The organism is Bradyrhizobium sp. LTSPM299, assembly GCF_000938235.1.
Classification (GTDB): domain Bacteria; phylum Pseudomonadota; class Alphaproteobacteria; order Rhizobiales; family Xanthobacteraceae; genus Bradyrhizobium.
The window spans coordinates 29,895-56,494 of record NZ_JYMU01000010.1 but is presented as its reverse complement, the minus strand read 5'-3'; the positions used below and the strand labels follow the sequence as shown (position 1 = coordinate 56,494).

General features: G+C 63.0%; 24 protein-coding genes. 14 read left to right on the top strand and 10 right to left on the bottom strand.

What is annotated here, in order from left to right:
* Window positions 1-45: 45 nt before the first annotated feature.
* The gene (locus tag UP10_RS07605) at window positions 46-2,190 is read right to left on the bottom strand and encodes a hybrid sensor histidine kinase/response regulator family protein (protein ID WP_044586753.1); all 2,145 of its coding nucleotides are present in this window, start codon (window positions 2,188-2,190) and stop codon (window positions 46-48) included.
* Between the two features lie 226 nt (window positions 2,191-2,416).
* Here UP10_RS07605 and UP10_RS07600 point away from each other — a divergent pair, with 226 nt between their 5' ends.
* The 9 genes from UP10_RS07600 (at window position 2,417) to UP10_RS43985 (ending at window position 13,128) form a co-directional block, all read left to right on the top strand.
* Window positions 2,417-2,692: a FeoA family protein gene (locus tag UP10_RS07600; protein WP_044586752.1), complete on the top strand. Its 276-nt coding sequence runs from the start codon at window positions 2,417-2,419 to the stop codon at window positions 2,690-2,692.
* A 13-nt stretch (window positions 2,693-2,705) separates the two neighbouring features.
* Window positions 2,706-4,583: a ferrous iron transporter B gene (feoB, locus tag UP10_RS07595; protein WP_044586751.1), complete on the top strand. Its 1,878-nt coding sequence runs from the start codon at window positions 2,706-2,708 to the stop codon at window positions 4,581-4,583.
* 292 nt (window positions 4,584-4,875) lie between these two features.
* Window positions 4,876-5,862, top strand: coding sequence for a helix-turn-helix domain-containing protein (locus UP10_RS07590; protein WP_044586750.1), 987 nt, complete (start codon window positions 4,876-4,878; stop codon window positions 5,860-5,862).
* 227 nt (window positions 5,863-6,089) lie between these two features.
* Window positions 6,090-7,154 carry a TMAO reductase system periplasmic protein TorT gene (gene torT / locus UP10_RS07585; RefSeq protein WP_044586749.1) on the top strand — a complete coding sequence of 355 codons (1,065 nt, stop codon included), beginning with the start codon at window positions 6,090-6,092 and terminating at the stop codon, window positions 7,152-7,154.
* A gap of 55 nt (window positions 7,155-7,209) precedes the next feature.
* A complete protein-coding gene (locus UP10_RS07580) occupies window positions 7,210-8,766 on the top strand; it encodes a sugar ABC transporter ATP-binding protein (RefSeq protein WP_044586748.1) in 1,557 nt (518 codons plus the stop codon).
* Complete coding sequence (locus tag UP10_RS07575; RefSeq protein ID WP_044586747.1) at window positions 8,763-9,758, top strand: ABC transporter permease; 996 nt, start codon at window positions 8,763-8,765, stop codon at window positions 9,756-9,758. The genes UP10_RS07580 and UP10_RS07575 overlap by 4 nt, the downstream gene beginning before the upstream one ends.
* Window positions 9,755-10,750 (top strand): ABC transporter permease, encoded by a 996-nt coding sequence (locus UP10_RS07570; protein ID WP_156179694.1) that lies wholly within the window; start codon window positions 9,755-9,757, stop codon window positions 10,748-10,750. The genes UP10_RS07575 and UP10_RS07570 overlap by 4 nt, the downstream gene beginning before the upstream one ends.
* A 62-nt stretch (window positions 10,751-10,812) precedes the next feature.
* Window positions 10,813-12,309: an aldehyde dehydrogenase family protein gene (locus UP10_RS43990; RefSeq protein WP_044586746.1), complete on the top strand. Its 1,497-nt coding sequence runs from the start codon at window positions 10,813-10,815 to the stop codon at window positions 12,307-12,309.
* Between the two features lie 21 nt (window positions 12,310-12,330).
* Entirely contained in the window at window positions 12,331-13,128 is a 798-nt protein-coding gene (locus UP10_RS43985) for a coniferyl-alcohol dehydrogenase (RefSeq protein ID WP_044586745.1), read from the top strand.
* Window positions 13,129-13,350: 222 nt separating this feature from the next.
* On the opposite strand, the gene UP10_RS07555 is transcribed toward UP10_RS43985, so the two are convergent.
* From UP10_RS07555 to UP10_RS07535, 5 genes are all read right to left on the bottom strand, one after another.
* A complete protein-coding gene (locus UP10_RS07555; protein ID WP_044586744.1) occupies window positions 13,351-14,136 on the bottom strand; it encodes a succinate dehydrogenase iron-sulfur subunit in 786 nt (261 codons plus the stop codon).
* Window positions 14,137-14,167: 31 nt separating this feature from the next.
* A complete protein-coding gene (gene sdhA, locus UP10_RS07550; protein WP_044540761.1) occupies window positions 14,168-16,009 on the bottom strand; it encodes a succinate dehydrogenase flavoprotein subunit in 1,842 nt (613 codons plus the stop codon).
* Window positions 16,010-16,012: 3 nt separating this feature from the next.
* Window positions 16,013-16,387 (bottom strand): succinate dehydrogenase, hydrophobic membrane anchor protein, encoded by a 375-nt coding sequence (gene sdhD / locus UP10_RS07545; RefSeq protein WP_082077015.1) that lies wholly within the window; start codon window positions 16,385-16,387, stop codon window positions 16,013-16,015.
* A gap of 14 nt (window positions 16,388-16,401) precedes the next feature.
* Window positions 16,402-16,800, bottom strand: a complete 399-nt coding sequence (sdhC, locus tag UP10_RS07540) for a succinate dehydrogenase, cytochrome b556 subunit (protein ID WP_044586742.1) — start codon at window positions 16,798-16,800, stop codon at window positions 16,402-16,404.
* Between the two features lie 259 nt (window positions 16,801-17,059).
* Window positions 17,060-17,296 carry a LysR substrate-binding domain-containing protein gene (locus tag UP10_RS07535; protein ID WP_283807643.1) on the bottom strand — a complete coding sequence of 79 codons (237 nt, stop codon included), beginning with the start codon at window positions 17,294-17,296 and terminating at the stop codon, window positions 17,060-17,062.
* A gap of 103 nt (window positions 17,297-17,399) precedes the next feature.
* On the opposite strand from UP10_RS07535, the gene UP10_RS07530 reads away from it, so the two are divergent.
* On the top strand, window positions 17,400-18,260 hold the full coding sequence (locus UP10_RS07530) for a sulfite exporter TauE/SafE family protein (RefSeq protein ID WP_044586740.1): 861 nt from the start codon (window positions 17,400-17,402) through the stop codon (window positions 18,258-18,260).
* Window positions 18,261-18,264: 4 nt separating this feature from the next.
* Here UP10_RS07530 and UP10_RS07525 read toward each other — a convergent pair whose 3' ends face one another.
* Together UP10_RS07525 and UP10_RS07520 are read right to left on the bottom strand one after the other, a co-directional pair.
* A complete protein-coding gene (locus UP10_RS07525; RefSeq protein WP_044586739.1) occupies window positions 18,265-18,762 on the bottom strand; it encodes a hypothetical protein in 498 nt (165 codons plus the stop codon).
* Window positions 18,763-18,786: 24 nt separating this feature from the next.
* A complete protein-coding gene (locus UP10_RS07520; RefSeq protein ID WP_044586738.1) occupies window positions 18,787-20,316 on the bottom strand; it encodes a malonate--CoA ligase in 1,530 nt (509 codons plus the stop codon).
* Window positions 20,317-20,402: 86 nt separating this feature from the next.
* On the opposite strand from UP10_RS07520, the gene UP10_RS07515 reads away from it, so the two are divergent.
* On the top strand, window positions 20,403-21,164 hold the full coding sequence (locus UP10_RS07515) for an SDR family oxidoreductase (protein ID WP_044586737.1): 762 nt from the start codon (window positions 20,403-20,405) through the stop codon (window positions 21,162-21,164).
* Between the two features lie 107 nt (window positions 21,165-21,271).
* Here the strand turns inward: UP10_RS07515 and UP10_RS07510 are convergent, their stop codons facing one another.
* Window positions 21,272-22,672, bottom strand: a complete 1,401-nt coding sequence (locus UP10_RS07510; RefSeq protein WP_044586736.1) for an MFS transporter — start codon at window positions 22,670-22,672, stop codon at window positions 21,272-21,274.
* Window positions 22,673-22,979: 307 nt separating this feature from the next.
* Here UP10_RS07510 and UP10_RS07505 point away from each other — a divergent pair, with 307 nt between their 5' ends.
* The 3 genes from UP10_RS07505 (at window position 22,980) to UP10_RS07495 (ending at window position 25,154) form a co-directional block, all read left to right on the top strand.
* Window positions 22,980-23,534: a fasciclin domain-containing protein gene (locus UP10_RS07505; protein WP_044586735.1), complete on the top strand. Its 555-nt coding sequence runs from the start codon at window positions 22,980-22,982 to the stop codon at window positions 23,532-23,534.
* A 192-nt stretch (window positions 23,535-23,726) separates the two neighbouring features.
* A complete protein-coding gene (locus UP10_RS07500; protein WP_044586734.1) occupies window positions 23,727-24,359 on the top strand; it encodes a cytochrome b/b6 domain-containing protein in 633 nt (210 codons plus the stop codon).
* Window positions 24,360-24,368: 9 nt separating this feature from the next.
* Entirely contained in the window at window positions 24,369-25,154 is a 786-nt protein-coding gene (locus UP10_RS07495; RefSeq protein ID WP_044586733.1) for a molybdopterin-dependent oxidoreductase, read from the top strand.
* 98 nt (window positions 25,155-25,252) lie between these two features.
* On the opposite strand, the gene UP10_RS07490 is transcribed toward UP10_RS07495, so the two are convergent.
* On the bottom strand, window positions 25,253-26,431 hold the full coding sequence (locus UP10_RS07490) for a YbfB/YjiJ family MFS transporter (protein ID WP_044586732.1): 1,179 nt from the start codon (window positions 26,429-26,431) through the stop codon (window positions 25,253-25,255).
* Window positions 26,432-26,600 lie beyond the last annotated feature (169 nt).

Genomic DNA, 26,600 nt, shown 5'->3' with positions numbered 1-26,600 from the left:
ACGGACCTTGTCGTGGCGCGTCAAGTGAGGGTTCTGCAACCCCCATCACGGCGCCGCCGGCGCTCGATCCTGCCTGACGTTGCGCGACCGCGCGGCCTTCTGCAGCATGCGCGCGAGCTGCTCGGCCGAATAGGGCTTTTGCAGCAGCTCGAAGCCGTGGCTGCCTTGCTGCGCCAGCGTCTGGCTGTAGCCCGAGGCGAGCACGACCGGCAGATCGAGTCCCTGCCGGCGGATTTCCTGCGCGAGTTCGATGCCGCTCATGCCGGGCATCACGACATCGGTGAACACCAGATCGTAGCGGCCGGGGTCGATCGCGAGTTCCTCCAGCGCGTGGGTGGCGTTGCCGACCAGCACGGCGGTGTAGCCGAGCTGGTCCAGCGCGTCGGCGGCGAATTTCCCGACCTCGGGATCGTCGTCGACCACCAGCACCGAGGCGCCATGGCCATCGACCGGTGCATCCTCCGTGAGCGGCACTTGCGGCGGACGATTGCCGCTCGCGCGCGGCAGATAGAGCGTGAATGTCGCGCCCTTGCCGAGCTCGCTGGCGACATCAACCTCGCCGCCGGACTGCTTGGCGAAACCGAACACCTGCGACAGGCCCAGGCCGGTGCCCTGGCCGACCTCCTTGGTGGTAAAGAACGGCTCGAAGATGCGGCCGAACATGTCCTGCGGAATGCCAACGCCGGTGTCGGCCACGGAGATCGCGATATGGCCATGCGGGCTCGGCGGAGCAGCGCTCGCGGACGGCAGCGCGTCGGTCCGGCGCACCGCGATCGTGAGCCGGCCGACACCATCCATGGCGTCGCGCGCGTTCACCGCCATGTTGATCACAGCGGTCTCGAATTGGCCCGCATCGGCGTTGACGAGGCAGGGTTCGTCCGGCACCTCGGTGACGATCTCGATGCGCGATCCGATCAGGGTTGCGATCATCTCGCTCAGGGTATGAATGCTCCGGCCGGCATTAAACACTTCGGGCTTCAGCGTTTGCCGGCGCGCGAAGGCCAGCAACTGGCCGGTCAGCCTGGCGGCGCGGTTCACGGTGTTGGAGATCGCGTCGATGTAGCGCTGCCGCCGCGGCTCCGGCAGGTCCGGCCGCCGCAACATATCGGCCGATGCGCGGATCACCGTCAGGAGATTGTTGAAGTCGTGCGCGACACCGCCGGTGAGTTGTCCGAGCGCCTCCAGCCGCTGGCTGTGCCGCAGCGCCTCCTCGGCCTCCGCGCGCTTGCCGGCTTCCTCGTACAGGCGCTGCGTTCTGCGGAACGCCAGCGCAAGCAGGCCAAACAGCAGCAGGGTGGCCGGGACCCCGAAGATCAGGTGCTGGGCCATGGTCGCAATCCAGCGCGCCCGGATCGCTGAGGTTTCCAGCCCGGCGGTGACATAGATCGGGTATTCCGCGAGTCGCTGATAGCGCAGACGCCGTTCGATGCCGTCGCCCGGCAAGTTGATCGTGACAAGACCGGCCTGCGGGTTGGCGACGAGCTGTTGCCCGAGCGCTCCGCCCGGCTCGAACCGGAACGCGCGGGCGATGGCCGGGAAATGGGCCAGCACGGCGCCGTCAGCCCGGATCAGCGCAAAGAAGCTGCCGCGTTCATAGCCGATCCGCGCATAGAAATTCTCGAAATAGTCGGGGATCACGGATGCCTGGACAACGCCGCCGAAGCTGCCGTCCTCATTGGTCCGCCGGCGGCTGACGCCGAAGAACGGCGATCCCTGATAGGGCGCCCGTGGCGTCAAGGCTTCGCCGATGAAGGTGCCGACGTCCTGGTCGACATGCGACCTGAAGTAGTCGCGATCCGAGAAATCGATGGCAGGGGCGGGCACCGTCAGGCTGTTGACGAGCGCATGGCCCCTGGCGTCGAAGATCCAGGCCGATTTCATTTGCGGCAGCGACGCCGCGAACTGGCTGAGGCGCTGATGCAGGCTCTCCTGGCGCGCAGCGATCTCGGCATCGGGGAGACCGCGGATCATCTCGGCGATCTCCGACAGGCTGCCGTCGATGGTCTCGAACACCTTGAGCGCGTGCTCGTGGGTGACGTCGAGCGTGCGGGCGATCTCCCGGTCGGCGGCCTCGTTGGTCGAAACCCAGGCCATCGCGGAGGCAAAAACGAACAGCGCCAGCGGGAAGGCCAGCGAGGCGGCCATCATCCATCGCAGCAGTCTCAGCGAATTCCGTTGTGCGGTCTGCACGGGCGCTCCGGCTCCGGGGCGGACCTTAACGCAAACCATCGCGCGGGAGAAAGCGAAACCCCGCCTCCGGGTCAGGCTGGCGGGCGCGGTCGGCCGTTTTACGACCGCGTCGGCCGCGCGCGCCAGTCAGGCGGAAAATCCCGCGAAACTTGCTATTTTTAAGGGTTCTAAAACCCGCTACGGGCAAACGCTTGACCGCATGATTACCTGCTGGAAAAGAGGCCGCATGACAGGCGATCAAAAAAGCTCAGGGGATATCCGGCTCGGCCTTGCGGATCGCGGTTTTTCCGGAAAAATTCTCAAGCTCGATACGCAGGTGACGGGTTCGTCGCTCTCTCCGGAGGAACTGGAGCAGCGGCTGGTCGAGATGGGCTTTGTCGAGGGGGCGCGCGTGGAAATCCTGCATGAGGGCGCGATCCGTCGTGATCCGATCGCGGTGCGCGTCGCCAACATCACGATAGCGCTGCGCCGGAGTGAAGCCATGGCAGTGATCGTAGAATGACAGTGATCGTCGAATGACAACCGCGTCCCTGCGCCTGGCCCTGGTCGGCGCGCCGAACACCGGCAAGACCTCGCTGTTCAACAGGCTGACCGGCAGCACCCAGAAGGTCGCCAACTATCCCGGCGTCACCGTCGAGCGCAAATCCGGTAGCTTCTCCACGCCGGAGGGCCGCAGCGTGACCGTGCTCGACCTGCCCGGCACCTATTCGCTGCGCGGCCGCAGCCCGGACGAGGAGATCACGCGCGACATCGTGCTCGGGCGCTTTGCCGGCGAGGCGATGCCGGATCTGGTGCTCTGTATCGCGGATGCGACCAATCTGCGGCTGACGCTGCGCCTTGTCCTCGAGCTGAAGCGCGTCGGCCGCCCGATGATGCTCGTGCTCAACATGATCGACATCGCGAAGCGCCGTGGTGTCGACATCGACCTCGACCGCATGTCGCAGGAACTCGGCCTGCCGATCGTGACCTCGGTCGCCGTCCGCAAGGGCGGCGTCGACGAGCTGCTCAAGCGGACCGATGAATTCATGGCCCGGTCGCATGAGACGCCGCCGGCCAGTCAATGGGCGACGCCGACGGTTGCCGATCTCAAGGCGGCGCAGCGCGAGGCGGATCGCATTATCGCCGCGAGCGTGACACTGCCGGCCAAGCCGGACACGCTGACCACCCGGATCGATGCCGTGGTGCTGCATCCGGTCGCGGGGCTGGTGATCCTCGCCTTGATCCTGTTCGTGATGTTCCAGGCGGTGTTCAGCTGGGCGCAGCCGGCCATGGACTTGCTGTCGGACAGCTTCTCCGCGCTCGGCCAATTGATCCACGACGTGATGCCCGAAGGCTGGGGCCTGCTGCAGAGTTTCCTGCAGAACGGCTTGATCTCGGGCGTCGGCAGCGTGATCGTGTTCCTGCCGCAGATCATAATGATCTTCCTGTTCATCCTGCTGCTGGAAGATTTCGGTTACATGGCGCGTGCGGCGTTCCTGATGGATCGCATCATGGGCGGCGCCGGGCTGCATGGCCGCGCCTTCATTCCGCTGCTGTCGAGCTTTGCCTGCGCCATCCCGGGCATCATGGCGACGCGGGTGATCGACAATCGCCGTGACCGGTTGACGACTATCCTGATCGCACCGCTGATGACCTGCTCGGCGCGGATTCCCGTGTATACGCTGATCATCTCGGCGTTCGTTCCGGCGACCAGCGTCTGGGGCTGGATCAATTTGCAGGGGCTCGTCATGTTCGGCCTCTACGCGGCCGGCATCATCAGCGCGCTGAGCGTCTCGGCGATCGCAAAGTTCTTGCTGTGGCGCGACCACGCACCGGCGCCGTTCATGCTGGAATTGCCCGACTACAAGGTGCCGCGGCTGAACAGCATCGCGATCGGCGTCTATACCCGCGCCAAGATGTTCCTGTATCGCGCCGGCACCACCATCCTGTCGATGATGGTGCTGATCTGGTTCCTGGCATCGTTCCCGACCGCGCCCGTCGGTGCGGCGGGGCCGGCGATCAATTACAGCTTCGCGGCGATGATCGGTCATGCGATCGAGCCGCTTCTCGCACCGATCGGCTTCAACTGGCAGATCGCGGTGGCGCTGATCCCGGGCATGGCGGCGCGCGAGGTCGCGGTCGCGGCGCTTGGCACCGTCTATTCGATCGAGGGCGGCAAGGAGGCCGCGGATGCGATCGGCCAGGTGCTGGCGCAGAAATGGACGCTGGCGACCGCGCTGTCGCTGCTGGCCTGGTACATCTTCGCGCCGCAATGCGCCTCGACGCTGGCGGTGATCCGGCGCGAGACCGGCAGCTCAATCTGGATGGTGGTGACGTTCGTCTACATGCTCGTGCTGGCCTATGCCGCGAGCTTCCTGACCTTCAATTTGGCGCGGGCGCTGGGCGTGCATTAGTTCCGAGGCCCGGCGTCGGTGGATGAAACTGGCCGAATGAGGCGGTAGAATTCTTCCGAGGGCGCGAGCCAGGCGCTCGGCTGCGAGACCACGCAATGTCGACGTTTGGGCTGGAGCGGGTATTTTGATTTTCGACGGGGCACAGCCTAAAAATGATGTCGGTCGATTTGAAATCAGAGCCTTGCCGGGCAAACGGAGCCCAAAATTGCGTCCATTGCCCCGGGAAGCCGCTTCGGTTGGAATAGTTTTTGCGTCTAGCCGGTAGATGATTTGAGAGTCTGGAGGTGGTGCGATGTTGTATTATTCGACGGACCTTTCCCCCGACGCACACCGAGCCGAGAAGTGGGACGAAGCGGTAGGAGGCGCCCTGTTTCCGTTGCGATGCAGATTTCCATCGGCCAATCCGTTCCACGGGCAGCTCAAAAGCTGGGATTTCGGGAATATTTCACTGGCATGGTTCGATTGTACTGGGGTGCAGTACTCGAGGCAGGCGGGCCGGTGTGCCGCAGGCGATGAGGAAATGGTGCTTGTCTCGTTTCCGATATTGTCTGAGGTGGAATTCTCGCAGGGCGGCGTGAGCCTGTCGTGCGCACAGGGGCAGTTCTTTGCCGAGCGCAGTGGTGTGCCTTATGATTACGTCCAGCCGAAACACAATGAGACTTGGGTTCTGAAGCTCAAATTGCGCACGCTGTCCGCGCATGCAGGACCTCTCGATCGCTTCTTTGGACGCAATTTCGATAGCGCCCAAGGTGTCGGTGGCCTGCTCCTCGACATGATCCGGCTTGCCCCAGTACGGCTCAAAGATGTGCCGGCTCCGCTGTGGGGTAGCGTCGGCCAAACTATCATGGAGCTGTTGACCCTTGCGATCGAAGGGGACGACCGCGTTGTTTCAAGCCGGATGACCGCCGTCCATCAAGCTCACCTTGTCCGGATCGAGCGCTATCTGCGCGAGAACCTGGCCAACCCGGCACTGGCGCCTCGTCTTGTTGCGCAGGCTTGCGGAATATCGGTGCGCTATCTGCACAATCTCTGCAAGGAGAGCGGCGTATCGATTGGCGATCGAATTCGAGAACTGCGGCTTGAGGCCTGCAAGGCCCAATTGAGCGATCCTCTCCGTAATGAGAGCCTCGCCCAGATATGCTATCGCTGGGGCTACAGCGATCAGGCGCAGTTCAGCCGACATTTCCGCGCTCGATTCGGGCTCACACCGAGGGACGCGCGAGCGCGCGCTATTGCAGCTTCAACCGCTGGCCAGCGCGACCGCTCGATGACCAATTGACCTCAGAGACTGTTGCGGCAGACGATGAAGCCGTGCTGCAGCGCAGATTGTCAGGGCCGTTCAGCACTCAGACGCAAAAGGAAGAGCGCGCGTCTGCAAGACCGAGGGTGGCGGAGCCGATATAGTCGTCGTCGGGTTCGGATGCGGCGACGCACAAGGTTCGTCCGATACGACGATGCTGCCACGTCCGACGCCTCGGCTGAACCTCGTGAAGGTGGGCACAAGCGATGCGCAGAGATTTGATTCCGATTGCGGTATGCATTTCAACGTTTGCGGGGGTTGCCTCCGCGGCCGTGGCACAGGAAAAGCCCTGGTGGCCGATTTCGCTAAACGACGCGACAACAGCGCCGGCGAAGATTAGCGACTACACGCCATTGGCCAAAGCCAGCAAGGTGTGGAAGATTTGTGTGCTGTTTCCGCACATGAAGGATAGCTTCTGGAACGCTGTTGATTACGGCGTGGTCGAAGAGGCGCGACGGGAAGGTGTCAGCGTCGCGATCTATGAAGCCGGCGGCTATGATCAATTGCCGAAGCAACTATCGCAATTCGATGATTGCATCGCTTCCGGCTCCGATGCGATCGTACTCGGCGCCATCTCGGAGGCTGGGCTTAAGCAAAAGCTGAGTGAGACCGCGGCTGCGGGGAAGCCCGTCATCGCGATCGCGAATCCCGTCGGCGACGCACCCGCGGCTGGGAAAATCTACGGCGAGTTCACAGCCACCGGCGGCCTGACAGGGACTGAACTCCTCACGTCCCTCGCGGGAAAGCCGGCGCAAGTCGTGACGTTTCCCGGACCTCAGGGATCGGGATGGGCAGAGGCGCTGAACGACGGCTTCCTCAACAAGATCAAGGGGACGCAGATCAAGGTTCTCGATCAGAAGTTTGGCGATACGGGTGTCGGTGTCCAGCTGAAGCTGGTGGAAGATGCGCTTCAAACCTACCCGGACCTGAACGTGATTTGGGGCACCGCACCGACTGCCGAAGCCGCCATCGGCGCGGTCGTGGAAGCTGGCCGTCCCGGCATCGCCATTCTGGCCTCCTATGAAAACCAGGCGATGCTCGACGCCGTCAAGAAGGGAGACATTCTCGGTTTTGCCACCAATTATCCGGTGCTGTCCGGCCGCATCGGCGTGGACATGGCCGTTCGTGTCCTCGAAGGCAAGAAGGCGATCACGACGGCGACTTCGATCCCGCAATTCGTCACCAAGGCTTCGCTCGGAAAGATCAATCTCGATCTGGTGCTGGCGCCGCCGAGCTGGAAGCCCGTCTACAGCGTCAAGGCCGGACAATGATCCGGGCTGCTGCGGGGCCCAAATCCGGCAATGCAGCGCAGCGCGAGGAGCGATCATGATTGCTCCGCCCGGTTCGGTTCTCCTCAGCATTGCCCGGCTCTGCAAGACATTCGGCCGGACCACCGCTCTCGTCGACATGGACTTCGAGCTTCGAACCGGAGAGGTCCATGTCCTGCTCGGCGAAAACGGGGCCGGTAAATCGACCATCATCAACATCGTGACCGGGTTGGTGCGGGCCGACCAGGGCGAGGTGATCGCTCACGGTCGAAGCCTTCTCGGTCTGTCGCCCCATCGTATCAGACAGATGGGGATCAGCGCGGTGTTCCAGGAATTCAGCCTCGTTCCCGGCATGAAGATCGAGGAGAATCTGTTTTTGGGGCAGGAGCGCACCGCCTACGGCCGCCTGTCGAAATCCGCGATGCGCGACAGGGCGCGGCGCGTGCTCGACGATCTCGGATTCGATCGTCCCGTGGACCGGTCTGTCGAGCTGCTGTCCCGTGCCGAACAACAGATGGTGGAGATTGCCAAGGCCCTCTTGAACGAAGTGTCCCTGCTGATCCTCGATGAGCCGACCGCGTCTCTGACCAATGCTGAAGCCGAGAAATTGTTCGGGATCATCGAGCGTCTGAGAGACAAAGGCGTTGGCATCATCTACGTCACGCATCGTATGCCGGAGATCCAGCGGCTTGCGGATCGGGTGACGGTGTTGCGGGATGGCCGGAGAGTGGCCACGATTCCGGCCGGCGCCAAGACCGATGAAGAACTGATCGAACTCATGACCGGCAGGCCGGTCGCGCTGTTCTACCCATCCATAGCTCACAACCCGCAACATCTACGGCTCGCAACGGCGTCCTTGTCCCTTCATGGCGGCGCAGTCGAGCAGGCCAGCATCGAGGTCCGGGCAGGCGAGGTGGTGGGGATCGCAGGACTGGCAGGGTGCGGCAAGTCCGAACTGGCAAGGGCTGTCTTCGGCCTCGAAGCGGTCTCCAGCGGCAGTCTGTCCATGGACGGCGGAGTGATCGCGCGCCCGAGTCCCGCCACGATGCTCGATCGTGGTCTGTGTTACTTCACATCGGATCGGGTCAAGGAAGGCTTGTCGCTCAATCGTCCGATCCGCGAGAATATCGCCATGGCTTCCTTCGGAACCAGGCCTTGGTCACGTTTCGGCCTTCTGGACCGCAGGGCGGAACGCCAACGTGCGCAGGCGATTGCCACGCGCTTGAACATCCGCCCGCTCGACGTCCAAGCGCCGGCAGGTCGCTTGTCGGGTGGCAACAGACAGAAGGTCCTGCTTGCACGCGGGCTGACGCGGGATGTCGGCGTCTTCGTGTTTGACGAACCGACGGTCGGCATCGATGTCGGAGCGAAGCTCGAGGTCTACGCCTTCATCCGCGAGATCACCGAAGCCGGTGCGGCGGTGTTGCTGGTGTCTTCCGACCTTCCGGAAATCCTTCATGTGACGCATCGCGCCTACGTCATGTGCCAGTCGCGCGTCGTCGCCCATCTGCCGCGTGCCGCCTTCAGCGAAACCGCCCTTTTGCGGCACTTCTTCACCACTGATGGCGAGAATCGGACCGCTCCGGTGCTCGATAATGCGGGTGGTGCGCGATGACGGCGCTTGCAGCGGAATCCAGACTTCGGCGCCACCTGCTACGCGGTCCGATTGGCCTGCTGCCGGTGCTGCTGTTGCTCCTTATCGCCGGGACGGCGGCAGCCGAACCTCGATTCCTTAACCCGCTGAATATCGCTAACGTGGCGCGCAACACGGCTTATTTGACCCTGGTGGCGACCGGACAGATGCTGGTGCTCGTGACCGGGGGCTTCGATCTTGCGATCGGCTCTGTTGTCGCGCTGTCGAGCGTCGTGTCGGCGCTGGTGATGGCCAGCCTCTATGTTGTCTGGCCGGACTGGCCTGCGCTTGCGATCGCGGGAGGAGTTGCGGCCGGCCTGGCGACAGGGATTGCAGCGGGCGTATTCAACGGGGTGTGCGTAACGCTTCTCAAGGCGTCGCCTTTCATGGTGACGCTTGGCAGTTTGTCCGCTCTATCGGGATTGGCTTTTTTTCTGACCGCCGGGACCCCGATCTACGGCCTTCCGGACGCCTTCACGCGCGACTTTGGTCGCGCCGTGTGGCTCGGCATTCCGCTGCCGGTATTTTTCGCGGTCGGGATCGCGGCGGCAGTCTGGTTCGTTCAGAACTGGACGGCCGTGGGACGCCATTGGTACGCGATCGGCGGGAATCCGAAGGCGGCCGTCGTTTCCGGAATAGCCGTCGGGCGCAACATCGTCGCCGTTTACGCGATCAGCGGGATATCGGCGTCTGTCGCCGGTCTGTTGCTGACGTCGCGGATAGGATCCGGACAAGCGACGCTGGGCTCCGATCTCATGCTGCAAAGCATCGCGGCGACGATGGTTGCGGGTGTCAGCCTGCGCGGAGGCGTCGGACGGATCGAGCGGGTCGTGCTTGGCGCCCTGTTCCTGTCCGTCATCAACAACAGCATGAATTTGCTCCGCATTGACAGCAAGGCGCAGACTATCGTGATGGGCCTAGTCGTTGTGCTCGCGGTTCTCCTCGATCAGTCGTCGAGAAGGGAAGGGTCATGACCGACACGATGACTCGACCCACCCCGACACAGCGCGGTCTTTTGCATCGTGTGCGCAATGTGAGCCCGCGGCTCGTGCTGCCGGCACTCGTGCTCGTCACATTCGTGGTGTTGGGGATCGGGAACGAGCGAGTCCGCTCCTGGAGCAACATCGCCAATATCGCTGAGCAGGCAAGCTATCTGGCCGTGCTTGCGAGTGCCCAGACCATCGTTCTGCTGGTGCGCGGCTTCGATCTTTCGATCGGCAACACGGTTTCGGTCGTCAGCGTGACTTTCGCTCTGGTGGCAACCGGCGCGATGCAGGGTGTTCCGGAACCGGCGTTCGCGGTCGTGGCCGTCGTCGTCAGTATCGGGGCCGCGCTGCTGGTGGGGTCCTTCAACGGATTTGTGGTGGCCTATCTCGGCGTCAACACGTTCGTGGTGACACTTGGCAGTTTGAACGTCTGCCTCGGTCTCGCGTCGATGCTGTCGAAGGGTTATCCGGTCGGAGGCATCCCGGCCGGCTTTGTCCACATCTTGTACAGCGGCCGCGTGTTCGGCCTTCCGGCGCCGATCCTCTGGGCGGGGTCGATTCTCTTGCTGCTGCATCTTGTGCTCAACCATACGGTCGTTGGGCGCGCCTGGTTTCTTCTCGGCGACAATCCTCAAGCCTCCGTACTTGCCGGAATCCCGGTGCGGCGATTGACGTTCTGGGCGTTCCTGACGTGTTCGTTCCTTGCTGCAATCTGTGCGTTGATGATTACGGCGCGAACCGGCTCCGGAGAGCCCAATCTCGGCGGCGACCTCACGCTTCGAAGCGCCGCGGCCGCGGTGATCGGCGGCGTGAGCCTGAGAGGAGGAGTTGGCGGCGTTGTCGCGGTCTTGTCCGGTTCGCTGTTCATTACGGTGTTGTCGAACGGAATGAACTTTCTGCAGATCAATGGCTACCTGCAGCAGATCGCCTTGGGTCTCGTGATCATTGTGGCCGTTTCGCTCGATCGCAAAGGCCGCTGACGACACCGCCGCACCTGCGGATGCGGCGACTACCGGCGTATTGATCTGGAGGGACTGCTGCAATGGGTTGCTATGACACGTTACTTTCGCCACAGGTGGCCTCCTTCGCATTCGGTGCGCATGGCATGCTGATCGGCGGACGGTGGCAATCAGCGCAATCGAGCAAGACCATCGACGTGTTCGATCCCGCGACAGGTCGGAAATTCACTGAAGTCCCAGCGGGAGACGCGGCCGACGTCGATCTGGCCGTTCGAGCGGCCCGGCGGGCCTTCGCGGACGGGCCGTGGGCCACGATGCCGGCCGCCGAACGCGGCCGGCTGATCTGGCAGCTGGCTGATCGAATCGAGGAGTTGGTGGATGAGTTCGCGCAACTCGAGTCGCTGGATAACGGCAAGCCCGTGCAGCAAGCCAAGGCCGTCGATGTTCCGGAAGCCGTGGCGCGTTTCCGCTATATGGCCGGATGGGCCGGCAAGATCAACGGCGAAACGGTCGGTCTATCCCAGCGCGGCGAATACCACGCCTATACGCTTCGTCGGCCAATTGGCGTGGTGGGACAAATCATTCCCTGGAATTTTCCCCTGGTCATGGCCGCCTACAAGCTGGCGCCTGCGCTCGCAGCTGGTTGCACAATCATTCTGAAGCCGGCCGAGCAGACTCCGATGACGGCACTGCGTCTTGGCCATCTCATGGCTGAAGTCGGATTTCCGGACGGGGTTCTTAACATCGTCACAGGTTACGGCGAGACAGCGGGTGCGGCACTCGCGGCGCATGGGGATGTCGACAAGATCGCCTTCACGGGGTCGACGGAGGTGGGAAAAGCAATCGCACGGGCGGCGACCCAAAATCTGAAGCAGGTGTCACTCGAACTGGGCGGTAAGTCGCCTGTGATCGTTTTCCCGGATGCCGATCTCGACCGGGCGATTCCGGGCGCGGCCGCGGCCATCTTCTTCAACCAGGGGCAGACCTGCACGGCAGGGTCGCGGCTGTTCGCGCATCGCACGGTCTATGAAAAGCTCGTGGAGGGTATCCACAGCGAAATCGGCAAGATGGTGATGGGGCCTGGTCTGGAAGCCGGGACCACGTTGGGCCCGCTGATTTCCGCGGAACATCTGGACCGCGTGAACGGATATATCGAGATCGGGCGGCGGGAGGGCGCAACCATCGTGTCGGGCACGCTGCCGCGGCCGCGTGGCGGCTATTTCGTCAATCCGACAATCATCGTCGGAGCTGCGCCCGATATGCGGGTGTCACGCGAGGAGATTTTTGGACCGGTTCTCTGCGTAACGGCATTCGACGACGACGAGCTGGACGCGATTGCGATGAAGGCGAATGCGACCGAGTTCGGTCTTGCCGCCAGCCTCTGGACACGGGATCTCTCGACCGCCCACCGCATGGCGGCGCGGATCGATGCCGGGACCGTGTGGATCAATACGCACAACCACTTCGATCCGGCATTGGCGTTTGGCGGCATGAAGCAATCCGGGTGGGGGCGCGAGTCCGGTTTCCATGCCGTCGAACTCTACTCGTCGGTCAAAGCCGTTCTGGCACCGCTTAACTGATTCAGACGCGAGACGCATGAGATGAATTTGCTAGGAAAGACAATCGTTATCACCGGCATCAGTTCGGGCATCGGTGCCAGGGTTGCGCAGCTCGCGTCCTATTGCGGCGCCAGTGTCTATGGAATGGACCTCGTCGCTCCCGCTCACACTCAGTCGGCCTTCGTTCAGGTGGACCTGTCCTCGGCGGCATCGATCGACAATGCGATCCAGCAGCTTCCCGGTTCTGTCGATGCCCTACTTAACGTCGCCGGCGTGTCCAGTGTGGTGGGTGCGGCCATGACACTAGGCATCAATTTCTATGGTCTGAGGCACCTAACGGAGCAGGTGTCGTCCCGTATGCCGCGGGGTGGCTCCGTCGTGAACATCGCCTCCATCGCCTCGCGCGACTGGCGCGACAATGTGACGCTTGCAAGCAAGCTGATCGCCGTCGAGGGCATGCCCGATGTTGAAAGCCTCTGCCAGCAGCACACAATCGATGATGCCTTAGCTTATCCACTGTCAAAGGAGATGGTCGTACTCTGGACACTGCAAGTCTCGCAACGCCTTTTAACGCGCAGCGTTCGAGTAAACGCCATTAGCCCCGGTCCGGTGGAAACTCCGATCCTGAAGGAATTCTGGGCGACGTTGGGTGAAGCCGAAGTATCAAAGAATATTGCGGCTGTCGGTCGCGCAGGTACACCCGATGACATCGCCCCCCTCGTTCTGTTTCTGACAACCGACGCCGCCCGCTGGGTCAACGGCGTCAATATTCCAGTTGACGGTGGTCTGGACGCAAAACACACCGTCGAGGGGCTCGGCCTGCCGGTTGCTGCCGCCTAGATCTTGGTCGGGACCGTCGCCAGTGTCCGCCCGCAGCGACTTGCGCCGAAATGAGCTCTCACAATTTCTTGCCGACTCGGCTGGTCGCACGGTCAGGTGGAAATGGCGACGCCGTATCGTCGGCGCGCAGCCTGACGATTCCGCAATGGCCCCTGAGCTCGACGGTTGCCGGAGGCCATGGTCGGTCCTACTACCCGCAGCGCCTGACCGCGTTGCGCCAGATCAAATCTGGCGTTCGACCAGCTTGAGCTTGAGCTCGGCGATCGCTTCCGAGGGGTTGAGGCCCTTCGGGCACGCCTTGGCGCAGTTCATGATTGTGTGGCAGCGATAGAGGCGGAACGGGTCCTCGAGATTGTCGAGCCGCTCGCCGGTCGCCTCGTCGCGGCTATCGGTGACCCAGCGGTTCGCCTGCAGCAGCGCGGCGGGACCGAGGAAGCGCTCGCTGTTCCACCAATAGCTCGGGCACGAGGTCGAGCAGCACGCGCACAGGATGCATTCATAGAGGCCGTCCAGCTTCTCGCGGTCCTCGTGGCTCTGCCTCCACTCCTTCTGCGGCGTCGGCGTCACCGTCTTCAGCCACGGTTCGATCGAGGCGTATTGGGCGTAGAAATTGGTGAGGTCGGGGACGAGGTCCTTGACCACCGGCTGATGCGGCAGCGGATTGACCTTCACCGCACCGCCGGAAGCCACGTCGTGCATCGACTTGGTGCAGGCCAGCGTGTTCTGGCCGTCGATGTTCATCGCGCAGGAGCCGCAGACACCCTCGCGGCAGGAGCGGCGGAAGGTCAGGGTCGGATCGATGTGGTTCTTGATCCAGATCAGGCCGTCCAGCACCATCGGGCCGCAATCGTGGACGTCGACCTGATAGGTGTCGACGCTCGGATTCTTGCCGTCGTCCGGATTCCAGCGATAGACCCTGAATTCGCGCGTCTCGGTCGCGCCGGAAGGCTTCGGCCAGGTCTTGCCGCCGGAAATCCTCGAATTCTTCGGAAGTGCGAATTCAACCATGCTTGCTAGCCTTCGTTCTTAGTAGACCCGCTCAGTAGACCCGCGCCTTCGGCGGGATGTACTGCACGTCGTTGGTCATCGTGTAATCGTGCACCGGACGGTAGTCGATCGCGGTCTTGCCGCCGGCATCGATCCACGCCAGCGTGTGCTTCATCCAGTTCTTGTCGTCGCGCGCGGCGAAGTCCTCGCGGGCATGCGCGCCGCGGCTTTCGGTGCGGTTGGCCGCCGAATCCATCGTCACGACCGCCTGCACGATCAGATTGTCGAATTCGAGGGTCTCGACCAGATCCGAGTTCCACACCAGCGAGCGGTCGGAGACCGAGACGTCACCGATGCCGCCATAGACCTTGTGGATCAGGTTCTGGCCTTCCTGCAGCAAATCGCCGGTGCGGAACACCGCGCAATTGTTCTGCATCACGTGCTGCATGCTGTCGCGCAGCTTCGCGGTCGGCGTGCCGCCGGAGGCATGGCGGAAGTGATCGAGCCGGCCGAGCGCGAGGTCGGCGGAATCCTGCGGCAGTTCCGGCTGCTTGGCGTTCGCGGTCAGCTTGTCGGCCAGCCGCAGCGCCGCCGCGCGGCCGAACACGACGAGGTCGATCAGCGAGTTGGAGCCGAGGCGGTTGGCGCCATGCACTGAGACGCAGGCCGCTTCGCCGATCGCCATCAGGCCCGGCACCACCGAATTGTCGTCGCCGTTGCGCTTGGTCAGGACTTCGGCGTGGTAGTTGGTGGCGATGCCGCCCATGTTGTAGTGCACGGTCGGCACGATCGGGATCGGTTCGCGGGTGACGTCGACATTGGCGAAGATCTTCGCCGATTCGGAGATGCCCGGCAGCCGCTCATGTAGCACCTTCGGATCGAGGTGATCGAGGTGCAGGAAGATGTGATCCTTCTTCTTGCCGACGCCGCGGCCCTCGCGGATCTCGATCGTCATCGCGCGCGAAACGACGTCGCGCGAGGCGAGATCCTTGGCCGATGGCGCATAGCGCTCCATGAAGCGCTCACCCTCGGAATTGACGAGATAGCCGCCTTCGCCGCGCGCGCCTTCGGTGACGAGACAGCCCGAGCCGTAGATGCCGGTCGGATGGAACTGGACGAACTCCATGTCCTGCATCGGCAGGCCGGCGCGCAGCACCATGCCGCCGCCGTCGCCGGTGCAGGTGTGCGCCGAGGTGCAGGAGGCGTAGGCGCGGCCATAGCCGCCGGTCGCGAGAATCGTGGTCTGGGCACGGAAGCGATGCAGCGTGCCGTCGTCGAGCTTGAGCGCGATGACGCCGCGGCAGGTGCCCTGATCGTCCATGATCAGGTCGATGGCGAAGAACTCGATGAAGAACTCGGCCGCATGGCGCAGCGACTGGCCGTACATCGTGTGCAGCATCGCGTGGCCGGTGCGGTCGGCGGCGGCGCAGGTGCGCTGTGCCTGGCCCTTGCCGTAGTCCAGCGTCATGCCGCCGAACGGGCGCTGATAGATCTTGCCATCCTCGGTGCGCGAGAACGGCACGCCCCAATGCTCGAGCTCGTAGACGGCGTCGGGCGCATTGCGCACCATGTATTCGATCGCGTCCTGGTCGCCGAGCCAGTCCGACCCCTTCACGGTGTCGTACATGTGCCAGCGCCAGTCGTCCGGATGCATGTTGCCGAGCGAGGCCGAGATGCCGCCTTGCGCCGCGACGGTGTGCGAGCGGGTCGGGAACACCTTGGTGATGCAGGCAGTGCGCAAGCCGGCTTCGGAGCAGCCGACCACGGCGCGCAGGCCCGCGCCGCCGGCGCCGACCACGACGACGTCGTAGGTGTGATCCTGGATCGGGTAGGCTTTGCCGTTCGTGGCCGGACCACTGCCGTTGGTGGCCTTGCCGTTTCCTTCACCGGCCATCGATTATACTCCCGACGACAATTTGAGGATTGCGTAGATCGAGGTCATCGCGACCACGAAGCAGAAGAAATTATTGGCCATCACGCTCGCAATCTTCAGCTTCTCGTTAATCACGTAGTCTTCGATCACGACCTGCATGCCGATCTTCATGTGCCAGGCGCTGGCGATGATGAAGAGCAGCAGGATGATGGCGATCGGCAGCGAGCCGAGGATTTGCGCCGCACCGGCCTGGTTGCGGCCGAGCAGCATGATAACGACTACGATCACGGGCACGATCAGCAACGTCATGCCGACCGCCGTGAGGCGTTGGCGCCAGAAGTCGCCGGTGCCGGTATGCGACGACCCGAGATTGCGGACGCGCGCCAGCGGCGTGCGCATCGAGGAGGGGCCGCTCATCGTCCACCTCCGACAGCGTAGGCAATGATCCAGACCAGCACGGTCAGCGCGATGCCGGCGACCAGCGCGCCCCAGGTCAGCGCTTCGCGCTCATTGGCCTTGAAGCCGTAGCCGAGATCCCAGACGAAATGCCGGATACCGCTGCAGAGGTGATGCATCAGCGCCCAAGTGTAGCCGAACACGATCAGCTTGCCGATCACGCTGCCGGTGAAGGCCTGGACATGGGCGTAGGCGGTGGGGCCGGAGGCGGCTGCAATCAGCCACCAGGCCAGCAGCAGGGTGCCGAAATAGAGCGCCACGCCGGTGGCGCGGTGGACGATGGACAGCGCCATCGTCAGGGTCCAGCGATAGGTCTGCAAGTGAGGCGAAAGCGGTCGTTCGATCCTGGCGGTCATCGGCGGCTTTGTGTTTTGTGGGGCCGCGGCCGGCCCATCGGGGAACGCGGTAGATAAATTCTATTTACGGAGTCGAACCAGTCCGCGCAACGGCCAAATAGCCTTCGGTCGAACCGAAGTTCATTGTTAGCGCAGCCGAAATCAGGTTGATCCGCAGGCTGGTATACCAGACCCGGCGCTATCTGAACAAAGGAATGAACTAAAATTCTCTATTTCGGAATCGATTCAGTGGAGCGGCCTCGTACCCGTCGCTGCCGCGTCACCGCCTGGCCAGATAATCGACGAATGCCCTGACCTTAGGTGATACGCGCCGCGACGGTTCGAAGGCCGGGTGCAGCGGTGTCGGCGCCGGCTTGTGGTCGATGAGCAGACGCTGCAACCCGCCAGCGGTGAGATCCTTCACCACTTGCCATGACGCTCCACCCACAACGCCTGCGCCATACCGCACTGCACCAACCGGCGTGTCGAGGCCATTCATCCAGAGCCGAGCGGATATGCGGAATCTACGACCCGGAAGGGGTTATTGCTCGTGGTCGCAAAAGGCCAACGCCGGGCTTGCGTCTTGGCGGCCATAAACACCAAACGTTTCTCCCAAGGACATGATGGCCGGCCTCGACCCCAAAGAACTTGCTGAACTTGCGTTGTTGCTGATCGCGGTCGGGGCGCTGTCCGGCTTTCTCGCCGGCGTGTTCGGAATCGGCGGTGGCGCGATCCTAGTGCCGGTGTTCTACGAGTGCTTCCGGCTCGCCGGGGTGCCACTCGAGGTACGGATGCCGCTTTGCATCGGCACCTCACTCGCCATTATCATCCCGACCTCGCTGAGCTCGTTCCGCGCCCATTACCGCCGAGGCGCAGTCGACATGGAGATCCTCAAGAGATGGTGGCTGCCGATCATGCTCGGTGTCGCTGTCGGAAGCGTCACGGCGCGTTTCGCGCCGGAGCGGCTGTTCAAGATCGTGTTCGTGCTGGTGGCGTGGTCGGCAGCAGCACGATTGCTGCTGGCGCGCGACACATGGAAGCTCGGCGACGACGTGCCGAAGGGCCTTTTGATGCGCGTCTACGGCTTCTTCGTCGGCCTGCTGTCGACGCTGATGGGCATCGGCGGCGGGCTGTTCGCCAACTTGCTGATGACCTTCTACGGCCGGCCGATCCACCAGGCGGTCGCGACCTCATCCGCGCTTGCGGTGCTGATCTCGATCCCCGGCGCGCTCGGCTATGTCTATGCCGGCTGGCCAACGGCCGCGCGCTTTCCCGACGTCGCCGCACTGCAATTGCCGTTCGCGCTCGGCTACGTCTCGCTGATCGGGGCGCTCTTGGTGATGCCGACGACACTTATGACGGCGCGGCTCGGCGTGAAGGTCGCGCACGCGCTGTCGAAGCGGGCACTTGAGATGGCGTTTGGCGCGTATCTCTTCATCGTCGGCGGACGGTTTGTGACCAGTCTTTTGTCAGGGCAGTAGCCGCCTAATCCTTCAACCGTACTTCGCTCCCACGCCAAATTCGCAGATCGCCGATGCCTTCGATACGATTGGAATCGGAGAGCACCTGCAATCGGGCCGCGATCGCTTCATCGCCGATAAGCCAACCAAGCTCCTTGCAGCGTTTTTCGGCATAGATCAGGAACATCGCCGTCTTTCGCCATTGAGGTTTCAAGAGTGAGAAGATCATCTCGTCGAGCTGATTTTCGGTGACGAACGATGGAAGTTTCACCTCGCTCCATGTGAGCTCGCTACAGATTTCAGGCCGCTCCCACTCCTCTTCGGGTGGCAGCAAGTCCGGATATTGTTCGCAAATCGGAAGGAGGAGCTTGTCTTCTAAGTCCCGGACGACCTCGTGAAGCAGGTGGTCGAACCTATGCCGCTCCTCCTTCCCAAGTCCCGCAATGGCCATATCCGCCTTGCCCATTGCTTCGAAGGCATCGATTAGGTGATCGCAAATCCGGTCAGCCTGCTCCCGTTTCATTGCCCTCGCGATGCTCCCGCTTCCTCAAACCTTCGTATAAATATCCCTATACGTATCCCGCAAAATATTCTTCTGCACCTTGCCCATTGCGTTGCGCGGCAATTCGTCGACGACGAAGACACGTTTGGGCATCTTGAATTTTGCGAGTTGTCCGTCCAGTGCCTTCAGCACCGAGGCTTCGCTGACATCGGCGCCCTTACTGCAGACCACGACCGCGGTAACGCCTTCGCCGAAATCGGCATGCGGCACGCCGATCACGGCGCACTCGACCACGCCGGGCATGGCGTCGATCTCGCTCTCGATTTCCTTCGGATAGACGTTGAAGCCGCCGGAGATCACCAGATCCTTGCCGCGGCCGAGGATGTGGACATAGCCCTTGCCGTCGATCTTGCCGAGGTCGCCGGTAATGAAGAAGCCGTCGCCGCGGAACTCGGCCTTTGTCTTTTCCGGCATCCGCCAGTAGCCCTGGAAGACGTTCGGGCCCTTGACCTCGATCATGCCGATGGTTTCCGGCGCCAGCTCTTTGCCCGTCTCCGGATCGGTGACCCGCACGGAGACGCCGGGCAGCGCGCGGCCGACCGCGCCGGGTACGCGCTCGCCGTCATAGGGGTTGGAGGTGTTCATGTTGGTTTCGGTCATGCCGTAGCGCTCGAGCACGGCGTGGCCGGTGCGGGCAGACCATTCGCGGTGGGTATCGGCGAGCAGCGGCGCGGAACCCGAGATGAACAGCCGCATGTGCTTCGTCGAATCCTTGTTCAACGCGGGATTCTGCAAGAGACGGGTGTAGAAGGTCGGCACGCCCATCATCACGGTCGCGCGTGCCATCAGCTTCACGATCAGGTCCGGATCGAACTTCGGCAGGAAGATCATCGATGCCCGCGCGAACAGCGTGACGTTGCTCGCCACGAACAGGCCGTGGGTATGGTAGATCGGCAGCGCGTGGATCAGCACGTCCTTGTCGGTGAAGTGCCAGTAATCGACCAGCGAGTACGAGTTCGACGCGAGATTGTCGTGCGACAGCATCGCGCCCTTGGAGCGCCCGGTGGTGCCTGACGTATAGAGGATCGCGGCGAGGTCATCATTGCCGCGCACGACGGTCGCGAAGTCCTTGTTCGCGGTGTCGGCCGCGTCCGTCAGCGAGCCCTTGCCCGTGGCATCGAGCGTCTCGACCTTCGCATTCACCTTGGCGGCAATCACGGTGATGCCTTCGAATTTCGAGGGATCGCACACCACCAGCGCCGGCTCGGCGTCGGTGATGAAGTATTCGAGCTCATTCAGCGTATAGGCGGTATTGAGCGGCAAATAGACGCCGCCGGCCCGCACGGTCGCGAGATAGAGCACGAGGCCGGAGACCGATTTCTCGGTCTGCGCCGCGACGCGATCGCCCGGCTTGACGCCCCTGTTGACCAGCACGTTCGCCATCTGGCCGGCGCGCGCGATCAGGTCGCCATAGGAAATGTGGCTGCCGTCGAGTTGTTCGATCGCGAGCCGCGAGGGGTTGTCGAGGCCGTCGAACAGGCGGGAAAACAGGTTGGCGTTAGCAGTCATGTTCATGCAACATCCCGAGAGGGGCGAAAGAGCCGGAAAACTCCGGTTGGATTAGCAAAAACGCCCTTCGGAAAGCAACGGAGACAGTTTGCATGACAAATCATGGGAAACGCGTGGCCTGGGTCACCGGTGGCGGTACCGGAATCGGCGAATCCGGGGCGGAATTCCTGGCAGTGGACGGCTGGACGGTGGTGGTCTCCGGCCGCCGCAAGGAAGAGCTGGATCGCGTGGTGGCCAACATCACGAAAAAGGGCGGCAAGGCGGAGGCCATCCCGCTCGACGTCAGCCACAAGGCCGACGTCAACAAGGCGGCGGAGGCGATCATCGCCAAACACGGCCGCATCGATCTCCTGGTCAACAGCGCCGGCATCAATGTGCCGAAGCGAAGCTGGGCCGACATGGAGCTGGAGGGCTGGGACAAGCTGGTCGAGGTCAACCTCAACGGCGTGCTCTATTGCATGCGTGCCGTGCTGCCGACGATGCGCAAGCAGCAGGACGGCTGCATTATCAATGTCGCCTCCTGGGCGGGCCGCCACGTCTCCAAAATGCCCGGGCCGGCTTACACCACGACCAAGCACGCGGTGTTGGCGCTGACCCATTCCTTCAACATGGACGAATGCGTCAACGGCCTGCGCGCCTGCTGCCTGTCGCCCGGCGAGGTCGCAACCCCGATCCTGAAGCTGCGGCCGGTGGTGCCGACCGAAGCCGAGCAGGCAAAAATGCTGCAGCCCGAAGATTGCGGCCGCACCATCGCCTTCGTCGCCGGCATGCCGGCGCGGGTCTGCATGAACGAGATCCTGATCAGCCCGACGCATAACCGCGGGTTCATTCAGACGCCGCATAACAGGGATTAGCTGCGTAGCCCGGATGGAGCGAAGCGCAATCCGGGGGGCGGTCTTTCCGCGGAGAGACTGCTCCCGGATTTCGCTGCGCTTCATCTGGGCTACAATCTATGGCCGGATCACTCGATGATCTCGTTCAACTCCTTCCCCGAATGCTCGGGCACCCACAGGAAGACACCGATCGCCATCGCGATCATCAGCACGGGGATGCAGAGGAACGACAGTGCGAACGAGCCGGTGTGCTGCTGCAGCGCGATGCTGACGAAGGGGAACAGCACGAAACCGACGAAGTAGGCGATCGCCCAGACTACGCCGTTGGCGGCGCCGCGGATGCGGGTCGGGAATACTTCGGCCGTGAGCGTCGTGCTCGGGCCCCAGAAGCCGAGAAAGCCGAGACACCAGGCAAGTCCGAACGTCCAGAGCCAGATGTGGCTCTCGGAATAGACCCAGAGCGTCATGAAGACGGCGCCCTCGATCAGCGTGATGATGAAGGTGCGTCGGCGGCCGATCTTGTCGATCAGCCAACCGACCGTGCACAATCCGAGGAAGCCGCAAAGGCCATAGAACACGTAGAACAGGCTGTATTCCGTGGTCGACCAGTGCTTCTCGGTCGACAGATAGAGCGGCATCCAGGCGCCGACCGTGCCGTAAATGCAGGTGCTGGCGCAGGCCACGAACAGCGCGACCAGCGTTGCGGGCAGCACGTCGGGCATGAACACTTGGCGGATGCCGACCGATTTGGCCTTGCCGAACCAGGCGCTGTCGTCGGCGCTGACCGAGCCGCCACGCGCCAGCGTCTCCGAGATGCGTCGCTTGCGGTCCTGTGCGCGCACCCAATGGGGCGATTCCGGACAGGTCGAACGGATATAGATCGCGAGCAGCGCGATCACGCCGGGCACCATCACCGCAGCACGCCAGCCGAAATTGGCGGCGACCAACCCCGCGATGGCGCCCGCGAGCGTGGCACCGAGGCACCAGGCCGATCGCGTGATGCTGATCACCCGCCCGCGCAACCGTGCCGGCCAGGTCTCGGCCACCAGCATCGAGCCGAGCGACCATTCGCCATTGAGTGCGAAGAACAGCAGCGAACGCGCCATCACGAAAATCGCAAATGTCGGCGACAGCGCCGCAACCGGCATCAGCAGCGAGAACAGCGCGATGTTGACGGCAAGCAGCGTGCGCCGGCCGAAGCGATCCGCCAGCCACGGCCAGAAATAGAGGCCGGCGATGCCGATGAACAGCGCGATCTGCATGCCCGAGCGAAATTCCGGCAGGGTCAGCGCAAATTCCTTGATCACCATCGGGGCCACCAGCGCGAAGATCACGCCGTCCATGCCGTCAAAGCCCCAGCCGAGCGCATTGGCGATGGCAATATGCCAATGCGTTTTCGTCACCTCAGCGCCACTAGCCACCGCACGGTAATTGGCATGTCGCAAATGTTGTTGCTCGAGCGGGCCGACGTTGCCGCCTGCCTGGTCGACCGCAGGCGTGGAATGTCCATCCGCCGTGATGCTGCTCATGATCGTCCTCCCGTCTCCGCTTTTCGTCGCGAAGTTGAACTCAGGCTGAACCAATCAAGGAACGTCGGCAAGCAAATTGCTCGCGGCGGCGCACTGTCCATTCCATCGAGTGGAGTTGATGGGCCGCAATCGTCCCACGTTCGCGCCTGACATTAGTTTCAGCCATCACGATAAATTATCCGGCGAAACTGCGCGAAGAACCTCCCGTAATTGGGGCCAACGACGCACTCACCGATCACATCGTGTCGTTGCCCCATCATCGCCGGCAAAGTCTCGCCGGCAGCTCACTCATCCGGGAGATGAAACTATGTCGAAGCGTATTGCCTATCTCGCCGCCGCCGCCTTCAGCGCGCTCGCGATCACAGCCACCGTCGTCGCGCCCGCGCGCGCCGAGGAAAAGACCGTGATGGTCGGCGGCGCCGCGATGTTCCCGTCCAAGAACATTGTCCAGAACGCCGTCAATTCGAAGGATCACACCACCCTCGTCGCCGCGGTGAAGGCCGCAGGCCTGGTCGATACGCTGGAGAGCAAAGGCCCGTTCACGGTGTTCGCGCCGACCAATGCGGCATTCGGCAAGCTGCCGGCCGGGACCGTCGACACGCTCGTGAAGCCGGAGAACAAGGCGACATTGACCAAGATCCTCACCTACCATGTGGTGCCCGGCAAGCTCGAGGCATCCGACCTCTCCGACGGCAAGAAGCTGAAGACGGTCGAGGGCGAGGAACTCACCGTGAAGAAGCAGGACGGCAAGGTCTGGATCGTCGATGCCAAGGGCGGCACCGCAATGGTGACGATCTCGAACGTCAACCAGTCGAACGGCGTCATCCATGTGATCGACACCGTGCTGATGCCGGCGACGTAACACCTGAGAGCCCTGTTTAGTCCCCAACAGGACATGCGAAACGGCGAGCCGGGGACCCCTCCCGGCTCGCATTTTTGTGACCGCGAAAGGTGGCGTACCTCGAACTGATAGCCTGCGATCCTGTAACGGACTCCCGGTTCCCGGCGTATAATCCGGTAACGACCTCGATCAGAGAAAGCCCGAGAGAGCGCCATGTCGAGCCTTGCCGTCAGTGACGACCATGCAGACACCTCGCCGCCAGCGAAGGTGATCCAGCCGGCCTGGGTGCGCGCGCTGCACTGGACCAATGCGGTCGCAATGGTCCTGATGATCATGTCGGGCTGGCAGATCTACAACGCCTCGCCGCTGTTCAATTTTACCTTCTCCCCGAGCCTTACGCTGGGCGGCTGGCTCGGTGGCGGACTGCTGTGGCACTTCGCCGCGATGTGGCTGGTGATGGTCAACGGACTCGTCTATTTGATCCTTGGCTTTGTCACCGGCCGCTTCCGCCGCAAGCTATTGCCGATCACGCCTGATGGCGTGATCTCGGATGCCAAGGCGGCGCTGACCTTCAAGCTGTCGCATGGCGACCTCAGCAAATACAACTCCGTGCAGAAGCTGCTCTATGCCGGCATCATCGTCGTCGGCCTAGTCATCGTGCTGTCGGGCCTGTCGATGTGGAAGCCGGTGCAACTGTACTGGCTGAGTGCGCTTTTCGGCGGCTATGATATCGCGCGCTACGTTCACTTCACCTGCATGGCGCTGATCGTCGCCTTCCTGGTGATTCATGTCGCGCTTGCGGTTTTGGTGCCGAAGAGCCTGCGCGCCATGATCATCGGACGCTAGGAGGCCATCATGGGACGTCTTCGCAAACTCCTGATCCCCGGTGTCGACAAGACGCTGCTCGTCCGCGACGCCGTGAAGGCGATGCCGGATCCGACGCGTCGCCGTTTTATCACGACAGGGGCAAGCCTCGGTGCGCTGACGCTGCTCGCCGGCTGCGATGTGATCGACAGCTCGTCGGCCGAGGAACTGCTGAAGAAGGTCTCGAAGTTCAACGACGCCGTGCAGGCCTGGATGTTCAATCCCGATGCCCTGGCGCCGACCTTCCCCGAGAGCATGATCACCAAGCCGTTTCCATTCAACGCCTATTACGATCTCGACGACGCGCCCGAGATCGCGGGCGCGGACTGGAAGCTGGACGTGCGCGGTCTGGTCGAGAACAAGAAGCCCTGGACGCTGAATGAGCTCTACAAGCTGCCGCAGGTGAAGCAGGTCACGCGCCACATCTGCGTCGAGGGGTGGAGCGCGATCGGCAGCTGGACCGGCACGCCGCTGCGCGATTTCCTCAAGATTGTCGGAGCCGACACAAGCGCCAAATACGTCTGGTTCCAGTGCGCCGACAAGGATGGCTACAATTCGCCCCTGGACATGCGTACCGCGCTGCATCCGCAAACCCAGATGACGTTCAAATTCGCCGACGAGATCCTGCCGCGCGCCTACGGCTTCCCGATGAAGATCCGCGTGCCCACGAAACTCGGCTTCAAGAATCCGAAATACGTGCTCTCGATGGAAGTCACCAACGACTACAAGGGCGGCTACTGGGAAGACCAGGGGTATAATTCGTTCAGCGGAAGCTGACCCCGCGACGTCATTCCGGGGCGATGCGCAAGCATCGAACCCGGAATCTCGAGATTCCGGGTCTGGTCCTTCGGACCATCCCGGAATGACGGTTTTTGCTACGGCCCCACCTTCCTCTGAAACAGCGACAGCACCGCGCCCAGCGCCAGCATCGCGGCTGAAACATTCAGCGCGACCGACAAATTGCCCACCGCGTCGGTGATGGCGCCCACCACGATCGGGCCGAGCGTCTGGCCGATGCCGAAGGCGATGGTCATCGCGGCGATTGCGGTCGGCCAGGACTCCGGCGGGTAGTTGAAGCGGACGAAGGCAGTGGTCGAGCCGACCACCGCGAAGAAGGCGACACCGAACACCAGCGCGGAGACCGCGAGCAACAGCGGCGAATGGCCGAAGATCGGCAGGCTGGCGCCGAACGCATTGACGCCGAGGATGATGGTGGTTGCGAGCCCGCCGCGGTCGAGCGCCAGCACGCGCCGCCAGACCCAGGGCGTCACGAAGGCGCTGACGCCGATCAGGCTCCAGAACGCGCTCTGCGCCGCCGCGCCGCCGCCGCTGTCGCGGACATAGGCGATCATGAAGGTCATGTAGGCAATGTAGCCCGCGCCGAACAGAAAATAGCCGGTGAGATAGATCAGGACCGGCATGACGGCGAACTTCGTTCGCACGAAGCCGCCGGTGACGGCGTCGGCATGGAACGGTGCGAGCAGCAGCGGCACGGTCATGATGACCGAGAGCAGCGTCATCGCCCACCACACCATCCACCACGATCCCGCGCCGAAGCTCTGCAGGACAAACGGCGCGATCAGGCCCGACGACAGGATGCCGATACCTGGCCCGGCATAGAACAGGCTGAGCAGGAAGTTCGCGCGCTCGGGCCGTGACTGGGCGATGGTCGCCGCAAGCGCGCCGCCGCCGACAAACCCGAGCGCGGCGGCGAAGCCGATCAGCAGGCGGGCAAAGCTCAGCACGACGAAATTGCCCGAAACGGCCGAGAGCGCCAGCGACGCGACGCAGACCAGCGTCGACCAGCGTACCGATGTCGCGAGCCCAAAACGCTGGATCAGGCGAGAGGCGACCAGCGCACCGATCAGATAGCCGGCGGCATTGATCGTGTTCATGAAGCCGGCCGCCGAATAGGACCAGGCCAGCGTGTCGCGCATGTCGGGCAGCACGAGCGCATAGGCAAAGCGGCCGATGCCGAGGCCTACGGTCGGCGCCAGTGACAGAATCAGGATCAGCCGCGCGGGATGCGCGTAAGACGGGGAGGGGGCTCTCACAAATCACTCCGGCAACGCCGGTATTGTGGCAGGGCGTAGCGGTCCTGCCCAGCGCCTTGGGCGGCAACACTGTCTTGCGAAACGGGCAATCAGACCCGATCAGGGCGCGGGTGCCGCTTGGCATCTGACTTGGTATTTCCTGACATCTGGGGCGCGTCGGGGGTGCCTT